Raw genomic sequence first — 14623 nt, forward strand, 5'->3', positions numbered from 1 at the left:
TTGCTAAATCAAAAGGGAGAGCCAATATGAAATCGATGTTAGGAAAAAAAATAGTTTTCTTAGTCATTAGCGGGTTACTTGCCGCTTTTGCACTAACTGTTATCGAAGACCTGATTCAAGAGCGTTTGTACTATCAAGATGAAGCCAAGCGCAGTGTCGCCCATGCATGGAGTGGTCAGCAGCAGGTCTTTGGGCCTATCTTGGTAGTGCCGCACCATTACCGAGAAGTGAAATCAGTTTGGGACAGTAAACTTGAAAAATACACAGATCGCACGGTCGAACACCGCAGTGTGTTGTACATCATCCCAGATCAGCTTAAATTAAATTCACAGATGATCACCCAACAACGTGCGCGAGGGATCTTCTCGTTTCCTGTCTTTACCAGTGAAATGACCTTAGCAGGCGAGTTTGATTTAACCGAGTACAACCGCCTCAAAAACATGCCCAATGTGTTTAAGATTGAAACGCCGTATTTGGCCGTGACCTTATCCGATATGCGCGGCATTAATAATAAGCCGGTGTTGAACTGGCAAGCAGGTCAGCACAGTTTTGCTGCTGGCAGCAATTTAAACTTTAGTCCACAAGGCATCCACGCACCGATAAAGAGCTTAATGGGAACCCGTGCTGAGTTTGCTTTTGAGCTTAACCTGCGTGGCATGGACACCCTGTGGTTTACGCCCATTGCCAAAGACACTAAGGTCGATTTAGCCGCGACTTGGCCGCACCCTAATTTTGTTGGCCAGTTTTTACCCGCAGAGCGTGAAATCAATCAAGAGCAGTTTCAAGCTAAATGGCAAGTGTCGGAATTTAGCAGCAATATTACGCAGCATGTAGCGCAGTGCCAAACAGGGGATTGTTCAAGCTTAATGAACAACCGGTTTGGCGTGAGCTTAAACACGCCGGTGGATATATATCGTCAATCGATTCGCAGTGCGAAATACGGTTTGCTGTTTGTGGGCTTAACATTTATTAGCTTCTTTATGTTTGAAGTACTTAAGCGTTTGCAAATTCACCCTGTGCAATACACCTTAGTGGCGCTAGCATTATCAGTGTTTTATTTACTGTTAATTGCATTGTCTGAGCACCTTGGCTTTTTAATGGCCTATGGCTTAGCCACCAGCGCTTGTGTGTTATTGCTGACCTTCTATGTGGCCTCTATACTTGGCAACATCAAATGGGGGCTAGGATTTGGCGGCTTTATTTCCTTGTTGTACGTGCTTTTATATGTGATTTTAAGCTCGGAAGACCATGCGTTATTACTGGGCGCAGGCCTCGTATTTAGCGCTCTTGTGTTAGTGATGGCTGCCACGCGTAATTTAGATTGGTATCAAGTGAGCCATTGGGCCAGTGAAAAAGCCAAAGCGCAGCTATACCGCAACAAAGACGAAAGTGAATGGGATGAAGCCTTGTTAGACGAGCCCGAAGCCCCAACAAATACGGCAAATAACTAGCCTTTGTTCGCGATTTGAAATCGCCCTACAGTGGAATAAAGGCGAATTCCACTAATGTAAGATATCACGTTGGAGTAAATGGTCGGGGGTATGTTTACCCGGTGCAAGTTGCCACTTTTGGTAAATGGCATCAAAACCTTGATTGGCATACATGTTGAGAATGGCTTGATTAAAGCGCCGCACTAATTGTGGATCGACATGGGCTTTTGCAAATCCAACGTGATAGTCAACTTGACTACTGGTGCCTATGTATTCAACACCCTCGATATTAAATGTGGTGATCAGGTATTGGCCCACGTGTCGGTTGACGAAATAAAGGTCGTAGCGATCCCTTATTAGCTTTTCTAAGCCTTGTTCATTCGCATTGGGCATCACTTCAATTTCAATGGGGTATAGGCCGTGTACGTGCATCGATGTTTGCAGTTTTTCTAAGGCCACTTGGGTGTTAGAAGGCCCAAATACGCCCACTTTGAGGCCCGTTAAATCGGCTATATTGCGAAAGGTTTTGTTATTGCTTGTTTTACTATAAAAGCCATATTCCGTTTGTAGCAGGGGGACCGAAAACCACAAGGTTTCAGCTCGGGTTGCATTCCAACCTAACGGGATATTGCCATGGACAATCCCGGCGGCCATGTAGTTTTTTGCGCGTCGATTAGGGAAGTACTGAAACTCACAGCTTAATTTGGCTTGTTTACATACTTCGCTAACTAATTCGACCATGATGCCTTGAGCCTGTCCGCCATGTTGAAAGCTAAAAGGGGGAAAATTATGGTAGGAGACGCTGAGATTGGCACTGTTTACGTGCCAAGAGAGCAACCAAAGAAAAAGGAATATACGTGCCATAACCACACCTCACTGAGTTTCACTTCAGTATAGCTGGGTTAATCATGAGTGAGGGTACCCTGCCAAATCAACTTGGCTGACTTGGCAGGTCGGGCTCAGATCTGGTAGCGATTAATTTCTTGTTGCAACTGTTCAGCCAGTTCAGCCAATTGCAAACTCGCCGCGCTGCCTTGCTCTGCGCCGGTCGCGGTTTGATTTGAAATATCGCTGATGGTGGTGATGTTGCGATTGATTTCCTCGGTTACGGAGCTTTGTTCTTCCGCTGCAGTGGCAATTTGGGTATTCATGGCACTGATTTGATCCACATTGTGGCTAATTTCGGCCAAGGCTTCACCGGCTTTTTTCGCTTCGCTGGCTGTGGACACAGCGTGCTCGGCGCCGGTGACTAAACGCTGGCTTGATTCGCGGCTGCCTTGTTGTAAACGAGATATGGTGTCTTGTATTTCCTTAGTGGAACTTTGGGTGCGACTGGCGAGGGTTCGCACTTCATCGGCGACCACAGCAAAGCCGCGGCCTTGTTCACCAGCGCGGGCCGCTTCGATGGCTGCATTTAGCGCTAATAAATTGGTTTGTTCGGAAATGCCTTGGATCACGTCAACAACACTGCCAATTTCTTCGGCGTGCTTGGCTAAGGTTTGCATGGCGTCAACGGATTGCTGCATTTCACGGCTCAGGTTTTCTATCATTTCGATGCTGGTATTGACGATGCCCAAGCCATGATTGGCAGATTGATCGGCTTGTTCTGACGCACTGGCGGCGGATTGAGCACTTTGAGCCACATCGTGTACGGTGGCGGTAAATTGATGGATCGCGGTGGCAATCAGCTGAGTTTGCATTTGCTGATCCAATACATTTTGCTTGGTTTGTAGCGACACGGCGGAGTTTTCTTCGGCCGATTGAGCCAGTAAGTTAGTTGATTGATTAACCGTGGTCACCAAGCGGTGAAAGCTATTGACTATGCTATTGACGTAGTCTGCTATGTGGGCGAATTCATCATTACCTTCTAAGGTCAAACGCTGAGTGAGATCGCCCTTGGCAATATCATTGACGGTACTTTCAAGTTGATTTGATGCTGATTGGAGCCGTTTGATGATTATGTAGGAAATACTGGCGATCAAGGCGGCACTGATGAGTACGGTCACTAAAACCAAGCGTAGAAACTGTTCGCTATTTTGCTTAGCGACTTGATGGTTGGCGCGAGCCTCATCGACTTGGATCTGCAAAAAGTTTTGCGCATGCTCGCTCACTTGGCTAAACAAGGGGTTGATTTGGTTAAGTAAAATGAGGTTAGCTTGATTAAAGTCACCTTGCTGCATTGCCTTAACCGCAGGCGTGAACCCTTTATCTGAAATCAGATCCAGTTTGGCTGCTAACTCGTGAATTTGCGATTGCTCTTGTGCGTTAAGGGATGAGGCCAGGATTTCGTTGTCGATAATATGGTGTAACGCTTTTAAATCACTGTTAATTTTGTCGATGTGTAACCCAGTGGCATGATTATGTAATTGGGCATAGTCCGAGTTGGGCGCATGTTGAAACGCCAGTAACAGTTGGCTGCGTGCGTCCCCCAATAAATGCAGAATTTTTCCCGACCGAATCGTATGCTGCATGCCTTGGCTGTAAAGCTCTTCAAAGCCTTGCGTGGCTAGCTGTAAGCCACTGACCCCTTGATAGGCAATAAATATCAGTGCGACTAAGGTGACGGTGATACTGGCTTTTAATTTAAAACTAATGGTTTGGATTTTGGCTTTGAGTGGACTCATTGAGACCTTAGTGACATGGGGCTGGCTTGGGTGTTCACTGGCAATGATCATAGGGGATCTCCATGGGATTTATTGATTAATTTTAGGTGGGCTGGGGCCGCGCTACGGTTGGGTTTACTTTTATTTGCTGCTAGCTTGATATAAATCAAGTGCAGAGGTTTACATTACAAATAAACCACTCAAACCGATAAAGATAAAATCAATATAACCCTTTTATCGTGTGGTTATGTTCTCTATGCTTATTACTTGCTCATTGCTCGTCCGTAAGATGAATTAAGGTGGAAATATGGCCAGTTGCGTCAAGGTGTTGCTGTTTTGTTTGTTAACTTGCATTAGTTTTATCACCCAAGCGGTGAAACTCGATTATGTGGGCGCATATAGCCATCTGGGTAAGCCGGCTATTATTGTTGAATTTGACGCTAATGGTCAGGTCGAACCCGACCAACTTGCCCTTTATCGGGTTGGTGATACGTCGCCAATAGCTGTGACGTGGTTTTATAACAGTACTCACAGCGCCCTGATCACCACAGATGTTCAGGTCGGCCAGCGCTATGAAGTGAAAACCGTGAGTGGCGATCAGGCGTTTAGTCAGCAGGTGGATATTGCTGAGCTTCAGCCCAGTGTTAAATTATTGGGTAATGGGCCTTTTGTACTTGCCTCGGGCAGCCGTACCTTACCTGTTGCAACGGTGAACTTAGACAAGGTGACCGTTGAGATCTTAGCCGTTAAGCAAAGCGCCGATTTACTGAGTCAGTTTTATTATCCCGAGCAAGTTTCCACCTGGCGAATGGAGCAGCTGGGCAAATACCTCACGCCCGTGACCACCTTGCAGTTTGACTTAAACTCAGGTGAGCCTAACCAAACGCAACAAGCGAATTTACGCATTCCAGATGAAATCAAGCCCGGCTGGTATGTAATGGCAATCAAAGGGGCGGGGCAATTTTCCAGTGAACACGTTACCTTAGCTCAGCTACTTCTGACCGACATAGGTTTACAGGCCAAGGTATATGTGAATCATTTAAGCCTAGATGCGATGGATCTGACTACCCAGAAGGGGCTTTCTCGGGGCGACGTGATCTTATTGCGCAAAGGCGGTAAGCAACAAAAATTAGGCCCGTTAACAGACGGCAGTGCGCAGTTTGATGTGTCGGTGCAAGGCGGCGATGTGCTGCTGGTTGAGTCTAATCGGGGCATAGGCTACTTGCCTTTGCGTGAAGTGCCATTGGATCTGTCTGATTTTGAGGTCACCGGGCGCGATTATCGTGCGGTTGAGGTATTTAGTTACTCCAACCGAGATTTGTTTAAGCCGGGTGAAACCGTGCCGCTGAATATGCTGCTGCGAGATGCTGACGGCGAGGCCATTGCTCAGCAGCAGCTTTACTTAGAGCTGGTCAAACCCGATGGCAAAGTGGTGACCAGTACCTTAGTTAATGAACAAGCGGTCGGCTTTTTTAGCCATGACTTTATGATCCCTTCGAGTGCACCTTTAGGGCGCTGGTCTGTGGTGATAAAATCCAACAAGGCCGCACATTATTCCCTTGGCCAGTTTTCGTTCTTAGTCAGTGAGTTTGTGCCTGAGCGGATGGATCTTAAGGTCGATTTAGGCCAAGGCAGTACAACCACCCCCTTGTTTATTGCTCAGCAAAGTCTGCCCGTCACCACCCATGGCCATTATCTATTTGGTGCACCCGCGGCGGGTAATGAGTTAAAACTGGATGTTCGCTATCAAAGCGTCAATTACCTCACAGGCCCTTACCAAGATTTCTTTGTGGGTGAGGCATTTCGCGTTGACCCTTATCAGGGTGCACCGGAGCTGCCTAAGGTGAAACTTGATAACGAGGGTAAAGCACAATTTGATTTACCTGTGTTGCCTTCAACGCAATTAAAGTCGCCGGTGAAGGCCCTTATCAATCTTGAGCTATTAGAAACAGGTGGGGCGTCAATATCACGTAAACGCCAAGCCTTATTATGGCAAGACAAGCCGCTACCCGGAGTGGCAAGTAGCGCCAGCACGGTTTCGGCTTACAGTGAGGTGGAGTTTACCTTGGCGAATATCAGCGCTGATGGTCAAGGGTTACTGGCGGGTGAGCTCACTTATAAACTTGAGCGCAATCGGGGTGGCTATTATTGGACCTACAGCGAAAGCTATGGTTGGGACTTGCTGCGTGATAACGAGTGGCGGCCGGTGACCATGGATAAACTAAGCTTAGTCGAAGGGGCGAGTAGTCAGGTTGGTTTTAAGGTGGAATGGGGCGATTATCGGCTTCGTGTGGTGAACGCAAAAGGCGTGACCACCTTATATCCCTTTTATGCGGGCTGGCGTGATGGCGCCGAGCAGTTACCTGCTAAACCCGACCATTTATCCCTGATCTTAGATAAGCCTGCTTATCAAAACGGCGATGAAATCAAGGTGAAGGTAAGCAGTGAAGTGGATGGCGAATTGGTGTTAGCCCTTGAAGCGGGCAAGGTGGTTAGCCAGCAAAGGCTGATCATCTCAGGTGGTGAAGGCCAAGCTAAGGTGAAGATCCCAGCCGAGCTTAAACGTCATGATATTTACCTGACGGCCACGCAAGTGATCACCGAACAAGCCATGCCAAGAAGGCTGTTTAGTATTATGCCGGTTAAGCTTGAACGCCAGCATCGCCGCGCCCAAGTAACAATAAACGCCCCCGACAAGTTACAGCCCTTAAGCCAAGCGGTGTTTAATGTTTCGGCCCCCGAATTAGCCGGCAAAGCGGGTTGGGTGACCTTGTCGTTAATGGACTTAGGCATCACCCAATTATCTCGTTATCAAGTGCCACAAATTCATGATTGGTTTTTTGCTCAGCGCCGCTATGGCGGTGACGTGATTGACTTGTATTCGCGCCAATACCTGCAGCGTCCCGACTCCTTTGCCGTTCATCGCTATGGCGGGGACATGGCGGCGAATGCGCATCTGGGCGATCTAGTCGAGGCTAAAACCATTACCATTATGAGTGAACTTGTGACGTTGGATGAGCAAGGAAATGGCCAGATCACGGTATCGTTACCTGACTACAACGGCGCCGCTCAGGTGGTGGCCACGGTATTTGGCCAACGCTTATTTGGCCAAGCGCAACAAGACGTTATCATCAAAGCGCCGGTGGTTGCAGAGCTAACGGTGCCACACTTTATTGCACCGGGGGATCGCACCCAAGTTTTGATGGAAGTGTTTAACCAATCGGGTGAGCCACTCTCCATTAACGCCGAGTTGTTGGCAAGTGAAGGGGTAAGTTTAATCGGTGAAACCCAGTTAGCTGTTGAGCTAGCCGATGGTGAGCGCCGCCATTTACCGGTTCAAGTCCAAGTAGAACAAGGCCACGGCTTTGCACAATTTAAGTTAAACCTAGCGAGTCAGGTTTATAATCAAACGCGCAGTTGGCAGGTACCGGTGCGCGCACCCGAGCCCATCTTAACCCATCAGTTAAGTAAAACCTTAGGGCCCGGCGAGTCATTATGGTTAAGCGAAAAGCGGGCTTGGCCTGGGATGTTGCCCTTGGCCGAGCAAGCAGGGTGGTTGAGTTTTGGCCATGGGCCGGCGTTAAACATCGGTCAGTACGCGCAAAATCTATTTGCCTACCCTTATGGCTGCGCCGAACAAACCACGAGTCGCGCCATGCCATGGCTACTTGACGACGCCAGCTTAACGCCGTTTAAAACGCCCTTATTAGAAAAACGGTCACAGCAGCAAATTTTGGCCCAAGCGGTGCATCGTTTATCTGGCATGCAAAAAGCCGATGGCAGTTTTGCCATGTGGAGTAAACACGGCGACAGCCAAGCTTGGCTGAGTGCGTATGTAACGGACTTTTTGTATCAGGCTAATGAGGCAGATAGCGCGGTGGTGCCACAAGATGTGTTGGCCAAAAGCGGTTCGCATTTGCGCCGTTTATTAAACAGCACGGGGCCCGCTGCGTTTTACAGTGCTTGGCTACTGGCGCGTAATGGCCAAATCGCGGTATCGGATTTGTGGCGTTTAGAGCAGCAGCCCATTAACTCCCCGTTAGATGCAGGACACTTAGGCGCAGCCTTTTTACTGGCAGGGGATGAAGCCAAGGGGCAGCAATACTTGCTTGCGGCTAATACCACAAACCGAACTGAACGCGATTGGCGTCAATTTGATTATGGCTCCCTAGTGCGCGACCGCGCGCAAGTGGTCGCGATCATGGGGCAAATCGCGGATCGTATTACCCTAAATTCAGCCCTGCTTAAATTACGTAATCAATTGGCAGAAAAGGTGATCGAGCAAGCCCATCGTCAGCGTTATCTCAGCACCCAAGAAAAGCAGGCTTTAATCGCCGCGGGCATTAGCTTGAAACAAGGTGATACTCGTCCTGTTTCGCTGCAATTAGATGGTAAACCTGTCACCGCCAAGGGGCAGGGCGGCTCTGCCATTTGGCCTGAGTTAGTGATCGAAAACAGCGGCACCGAGGCGGTGTATCTGATGGCGTCGGCCCGCGGTAGCGCAGACCCAACCCAACCATTAGAGTCAACCATCAAGGCCAAGCAACTTGACCGAGCGGTATATACCAGTGACGGTCAAGGACTGGCAGTGGATGAGCAAGGCGAAGCTAAGGTGAAGGTGGGTGATAAGCTGATTGTTGTGCTCAAGATCAACTTGGATGAATACCTGACCAGTGGTTTGTGGGTAGAGCACATTCCAACGGGGTTTGTGCTTGAAGATCCGCAGTTTACTAACAGTGATGCGTTGATAAGCTCCATTTTAGCTGAGCATGATAATGCCAAAGCCATTAACCTTGAATATCGCCAAGACCGCTTTGTGCTGGCGTTACCTAAGCTTAATGCAGGTCAAACCCTGACCTTTGCCTACGTACTACGCGCCCAAAGTACTGGTCAAGGACGCATGCCCGCCAGCTTTGTCGAAGACATGTATCAGCCGGCGCGGTTTATATATCAGCCTAGTGCCCTTAAATCTGTGTTAATTGAGTAGGAGGCTTGATTGCAAAGGGCGGTTAGCAAAAGGGGGATCAAGGTTAAACTGGCTTGGCTAGGGGGAATATCTTTGGCTACCGGTGCGGCCTTGATGGCCTTATTTGCCCTTTGTCATTGGTTAATGCCCTTTGATTTTGCCGCTAAGGGGCAAGTGTCGACCACTGTGTATACTGAGCAGGGGCAAATATTGCGTCAGTTTACCAATCAAGCCGGTGTGTATCGTATTGCCACCCAAGTTGATCAGGTCAGTCCGTTTTATACTCAAGCCTTGTTGGCGTATGAAGATAGGTACTTCTATCAGCATGTCGGTGTGAACCCTGTGTCATTAGTACGGGCTTTGTTTCAGCACGCTTATTATGGGCGGGTTATTTCAGGTGGCTCGACCATCACCATGCAGGTGGCGCGGATGTTTTACCCTCATCAACGTACTTACTTGGGTAAAATCAGCCAGATATTTCGCGCGCTGCAGCTGGAATGGATGCTAGATAAAGGGCAAATCTTAAATTTATATCTCACCCACACCCCGATGGGGGGCAATATTGAAGGTGTGCAAGCTGCCAGCTTGCGATATTTTGGTAAGATGGCAAAAGATTTAAGCCACACCGAATCCGCGCTGCTGGTGGTGATCCCGCAGCGACCCAGTTTGCATCGGCCAGATAGGCACCCGCAGTTAGCCCTTAACGCGCGCAACAAGGTGTTAGACCGATTGTTGAATTTTGGCGTGATCACCCCTTATCAGCATGATGTGATGGCCAATGAAGCCTTGTCCGCTAAGCGGCGTCCCTTGCCCCAGCTTACCCCATTGCTTGCCCGTGAGTTACAGAAAAAGCAGATAGATAGCTCGATAAATCAGGGGCGCATTACCACCACCATAAATCAGACTTTACAGGCTGATGTTAATGCGGTTGTCGAGCAGCGGTTAAGCCGTTTATCGCCTTTGCTTTCTATTGGTATTTTGGTGATGGAAAATGCGTCAGGCCACGTGCTGGCTTATAAAGGCTCTGCCGATTTTAATGATGCTCAGCGCGCAGGGCATGTGGATATGACCAAAGCGGTGCGCTCACCCGGCTCTACCTTAAAACCCTTCATTTATGGCATGGCGCTGGATTTAGGCTTAGTGCATTCGGCGAGTTTGTTAACCGATACGCCGCGCGCGTTTGGTGACTATCGACCCGCTAACTTTAGCCAAGGTTTTATCGGTGCCATGCGCTTAGATCAAGCGCTGCAAACATCTAAAAACGTACCTGCAGTGCAAGTGATGGCGGCCATTACGCCCGCGTATTTTGCGGATAAACTTAAGCAGCAGGGAATTTCCTTGCGAGTTGCTGAGCCTAATTTAGCCATTGCCCTGGGTGGTAATGGTTCAACATTGCGTGAGTTAGTGACCTTGTATTCCGCTTTGGCACGACAAGGCAAAGTGGCTCCACCTGTGTTCACCATGGCAAACGAACAAGGCTTGACTGATGACAACACTCATCGGGCTGCGCCAATATTATCGCCTGCAGCCGCTTGGATCATTGCCGATACCTTGGCCAAGATCCCGCCGCCAGATCGCGCTAAACCTGCATGGGGTAGAAAAATTAGCTGGAAAACCGGCACCAGCTATGGTTATCGTGATGCTTGGGCCGTGGGGGTAAGCCATGATTACACCGTGGGCATTTGGATTGGTCGCCCCGATGGCGCGCCCTTTGTTGGCCAAACCGGCGCCAATCAAGCCGGCCCCCTGTTATTTGATACCTTTGATTTACTGCCCGCCGATAAAGGGCGTTTAACTAAGCCAAGTGACGTGGTGGCCAAAGACATTTGCTGGCCCTCGGGTTTAAGTCGCAATTTGGTGGCCGAAAAAGATTGTCTCACCCGTCAACGCGCCTGGACCATTAAGGGATTAACCCCCGTGACCTTAGCCGAGCCGGGGCGTAAGCGCAGCCTACACCAATGGCCACTCAGTGTGGAAACTTTAACCAAACCCATGCACGCGTCAAGCCAAAAGCGGGTGAAAATTAGTTTTCCAACCAATAACTTGACCATCTTTAGCTACCCAAAGCAAAAGCTAAAATTGGTGAGTAATCAAGCTCAGGCGAATTGGTATGTTAACGATCAATTTATAACTGGACAGCAATTGGAGTTAGCGCCGTTAAAATCAGGTAAGCACCGCATCACGGCGTGTGTAGAATTAGCCTGTGATGCGGTCGATATTTTGGTTTACTAGCGCAAATAGTACGCTGGATGGATAGGAAATATGGCTGTAATAGCTAAGGATATGTATGGAAAATAACAAGATCTTTCTAACAATAAACAGAATAAACTCATTACTTTTTTTGGTTTTATTGATCGCTTCATTAATCGGGGCTGTTTTCGTATTTCAGGAGATCACGACAAGCACCAGAAAAAATGCTGTAGAAATCACGACCCCAGATAAAGAAACAAAAGAAGTTATTGAACTTTCAGATGTTGAAACGATACGAGATAAAGGAATCCAATATATTCGTGTTTATTCCAAGCGTGATGGTGTATTAATGTCTGGGGGATACTCCAAAACATTGATAAATCTTCTTTTCTTAAGTAAAAAAGGGGAAGAGCCTAAGTGGCTACTTCCCGATAATGATTCAAATATTCTTGTGCATCGTGTTCTCAAAACTTATGACGAGCAAACAAATAAATCGACTTCCGATTACATATATTTGGAAATAAATTCGCAGTCAGAAGGAAGCCGTGCCTGTATCAGCTCCATCGATGGGGAATCTCTGCATTGTCTTGATAAGGATTTAAACAAAATCATCCAGTATGAGTATTTTTCTGATGAAGGCACGATTGGTTTGTTGGTGCAAGTATCAAATGAGATCCGTTATAAAGTGTTTGATCTTGAATCAAAAAAACTGGAATCGGATAAGTTTGTAATTAAGCTTTAACAAGGTACTCGGTAGGAGCGATTTTTAAATCGCGAAAGGTATAAACCATAACACCTTGATTCGCTGTATAAATACAGCTCCTACCTGCACTCAAAATCGCTGTTAAATACAGAAATACCCAAAAGCGTTATTTTTGCCATGGCTTGGCAAAATCATATTGGCCAATCACATTAAGGCCAGTTAAATGCCGACGCAGCATATCAAGGGCAATGGTGGCGGCAATTTTTCGGGTTATGGTGCGACTTTTAGCGGGTAACAGCAACATTTGGCTAAAGACTTGTGTGGGGGTGGCTAAAGCAAAGGCGACCGTGCCAACGGGCTTGTCGGGTGTCCCCCCTGTTGGCCCAGCAATGCCGGTAACAGAAAGGGCGTAGTCACTTTGAGCACTTTGTCTTGCGCCTTGTGCCATTTCGACGGCGGTTGCTTCGCTGACCGCACCATACTGAGTTAATGTTGTTTCATGCACGCCCACTAAATCTTGTTTGGCTTGGTTGGAATAAGTCACCATGGCGCGATCTAAATAGGCCGAGCTACCTGAAATGGCAACTAAGCTTGCTGCTATCATGCCGCCGGTGCAAGATTCCGCAAGGGCGAGGGTGGCACCGTGCTTTAGCATCAATGTTTGGATATAGCTTGCCAAGCAGTCCCCTTGCTGGTGGTTAAATAAGGCATATTCACCTAAGGCTTGTTCAATGGCGCTGGCTGAATCTGCGATAGTTTGGCTGTTGGCACCAATTAACTTAACTTCGATCTCGGGGGCCGCAGTGCGATAGCCAAGGTGAATATCGGGTGCGATGGGCACGTCCTTAATCAGCTGATGAATACCAGATTCACCTAAACCAAAAGTGGTGATTTTGTGCTGGCTTAGGGGGTTATCCAGCTGGTATTGGGCCGCAATCTCTGGCCAGATCAGCTCACTAAACATGTGTTTGAATTCGTGTGGTACGCCAGGGGTGAAATAAAAGGTTGCCTGATTTATCTGAACACTAAAACCACAAGCCGTGCCTTTGGGGTTATCAATGACTTGTGCGCCTTGGGGTAATAGGGCTTGCTTGCGATTGGCGGGGGCCATGGTGCGCCCTTGTTGATGAAACTTGTTCTCCATGGTTTTAAGCCAAGATTCATTGAGCTCAAGTGGCACACCTTGTGCCTTGGCCGCGGCTTCACTGGATAAATCATCACTGGTGGGGCCAAGACCGCCATTGACCAGCACGATGTCACTGCGCTGCGCGGCTTCTTGAAATAACGGTACGAGTGCGTCCAGTTGGTCGGCAACCGTATGTAAGCGCTGGGGTTGCACACCTTGGCTAAATAATTGCTGGCAAAGCCAATTGGCATTGGTATCAAGTATTTGCCCGGTTATTATTTCGTCGCCCGTACTGATTATTTCGATTTTCATGGTAGTCCTTATCGCACCTTGCTGGCTGTTTTGCTTAGGCAGATTGATAAATTTCAGGTTTAAGATCAAGTATTAATACAGAAATATAAAATTGATTGCTAAAATTAAGCTGAATTCGCTTTTAAATAGGTTAAGGACAATGATGAGAGTATTTGCTGCAGTATTAACCTGTGCCATGTTCAGTGGCAGTGCAATCGCTGCGAACCCTTGGGAAAAATTCGATGAGCCCACCAGTGGCCCGGCCAGCTCGATTGGCAGCTATGCTAATGGTTGTTTAGTGGGTGGTGAGGCCTTGCCATTAGAAGGGGACGGCTATCAGGTGATACGCACATCCCGTGAACGGTATTATGCGCACCCTTTGATGATCGATTATTTAGTTGAACTGGCTAAAGAAAACAAACGTTTGGGTAATGGTGACTTATTGATTGGTGACATGTCGATGCCGCGAGGCGGGCGCTTTACTTCAGGTCATTCGAGCCATCAAACGGGCCTGGACGCAGATATTTGGTTGCGCATTGGTGATAAACAATACAGTCGAAAAGCCAGAGAGAACCTCAGCCCTTATAATGTGGTGGATATGCAAAACTACAAGATAAAGGCGCAAAAATGGACCAATGAGCATGCACAAATGGTGCAACTGGCCGCAACAGATAAACGCGTGGCGCGCATCTTTGTCCATCCTGTGATCAAAGAAACCTTGTGTAAAGCAGACTGGCCAGAAGGTCGCGATTGGCTGCGTAAGGTGCGACCTTGGTTTGGTCACAACTATCATATGCATGTCAGACTGCATTGTCCCAAGGGGGATGAATCCTGTACCCCGCAAGCCGCCCCGCCTGCAGGTGATGGGTGTGGTAAGGAGTTGTACTCATGGTGGCCAAAACCGAAATCCGAGCAAGAAAAGAAAAAAGAGCAAGAGCAGTTGTTGCTGGCTAAAAGCACCACTAAAAAGCCTGCTAAGCCGGTCTATAAAGATCAGCTAAAACTTAAACCCCTGCGTTGCCAAGATCTAGTAACAGGTACATTGCAGTAAGTTTGAGCGGTTAGGGTTAATTGTGACGGAGTTGCAGTTAACCCTATGCTCGTCTAGAAATAAAACATCAAGTAAACCGCAGCCGCTGTTAATAACCCCACACTGATAAAAAATTGCGTTTGTAATTTGACCATGACACTCTTCCTTGTGACTCAGTTAACCAATCATAAGAACAAACTCGCTGTTGAAAAATTAATCTAGATCATACCCTCGGGTTGTTTTTTGAACTTAATGAAAATTTTGGGGGACAGATCGTTTCACGC

General features: G+C 47.9%; 8 protein-coding genes. 5 read left to right on the forward strand and 3 right to left on the reverse strand.

Translation table 11 applies throughout. The features are described 5' to 3' along the window. Positions 1-26 precede the first annotated feature (26 nt). Positions 27-1451, forward strand: coding sequence for a cell envelope integrity protein CreD (gene creD / locus K6Y21_RS10865; RefSeq protein ID WP_233071870.1), 1425 nt, complete (start codon positions 27-29; stop codon positions 1449-1451). Positions 1452-1502: 51 nt separating this feature from the next. Here creD and K6Y21_RS10870 read toward each other — a convergent pair whose 3' ends face one another. Both K6Y21_RS10870 and K6Y21_RS10875 read right to left on the reverse strand, forming a co-directional pair. Next, on the reverse strand, positions 1503-2294 hold the full coding sequence (locus tag K6Y21_RS10870; protein WP_233071871.1) for a substrate-binding periplasmic protein: 792 nt from the start codon (positions 2292-2294) through the stop codon (positions 1503-1505). Between the two features lie 95 nt (positions 2295-2389). Further along, positions 2390-4105, reverse strand: coding sequence for a methyl-accepting chemotaxis protein (locus tag K6Y21_RS10875; protein WP_233071872.1), 1716 nt, complete (start codon positions 4103-4105; stop codon positions 2390-2392). A gap of 235 nt (positions 4106-4340) precedes the next feature. Here K6Y21_RS10875 and K6Y21_RS10880 point away from each other — a divergent pair, with 235 nt between their 5' ends. The 3 genes from K6Y21_RS10880 to K6Y21_RS10890 are packed head-to-tail and all read left to right on the forward strand — an operon-like array spanning position 4341 to position 11931. Then, positions 4341-9020, forward strand: a complete 4680-nt coding sequence (locus K6Y21_RS10880) for an alpha-2-macroglobulin family protein (protein ID WP_233071873.1) — start codon at positions 4341-4343, stop codon at positions 9018-9020. 9 nt (positions 9021-9029) lie between these two features. Next, positions 9030-11231, forward strand: a complete 2202-nt coding sequence (gene pbpC / locus K6Y21_RS10885; RefSeq protein ID WP_233071874.1) for a penicillin-binding protein 1C — start codon at positions 9030-9032, stop codon at positions 11229-11231. A 55-nt stretch (positions 11232-11286) separates the two neighbouring features. Further along, positions 11287-11931, forward strand: coding sequence for a hypothetical protein (locus K6Y21_RS10890; protein ID WP_233071875.1), 645 nt, complete (start codon positions 11287-11289; stop codon positions 11929-11931). 127 nt (positions 11932-12058) lie between these two features. On the opposite strand, the gene K6Y21_RS10895 is transcribed toward K6Y21_RS10890, so the two are convergent. After that, on the reverse strand, positions 12059-13330 hold the full coding sequence (locus K6Y21_RS10895) for a CinA family nicotinamide mononucleotide deamidase-related protein (protein WP_233071876.1): 1272 nt from the start codon (positions 13328-13330) through the stop codon (positions 12059-12061). A 139-nt stretch (positions 13331-13469) separates the two neighbouring features. On the opposite strand from K6Y21_RS10895, the gene mepA reads away from it, so the two are divergent. Then, on the forward strand, positions 13470-14360 hold the full coding sequence (gene mepA / locus K6Y21_RS10900) for a penicillin-insensitive murein endopeptidase (protein WP_233071877.1): 891 nt from the start codon (positions 13470-13472) through the stop codon (positions 14358-14360). Positions 14361-14623: the final 263 nt, after the last annotated feature.

It is taken from the genome of Motilimonas eburnea (genome assembly GCF_021295345.1).
Taxonomy (GTDB): Bacteria; Pseudomonadota; Gammaproteobacteria; order Enterobacterales; family CBDFNC01; genus Motilimonas; species Motilimonas eburnea.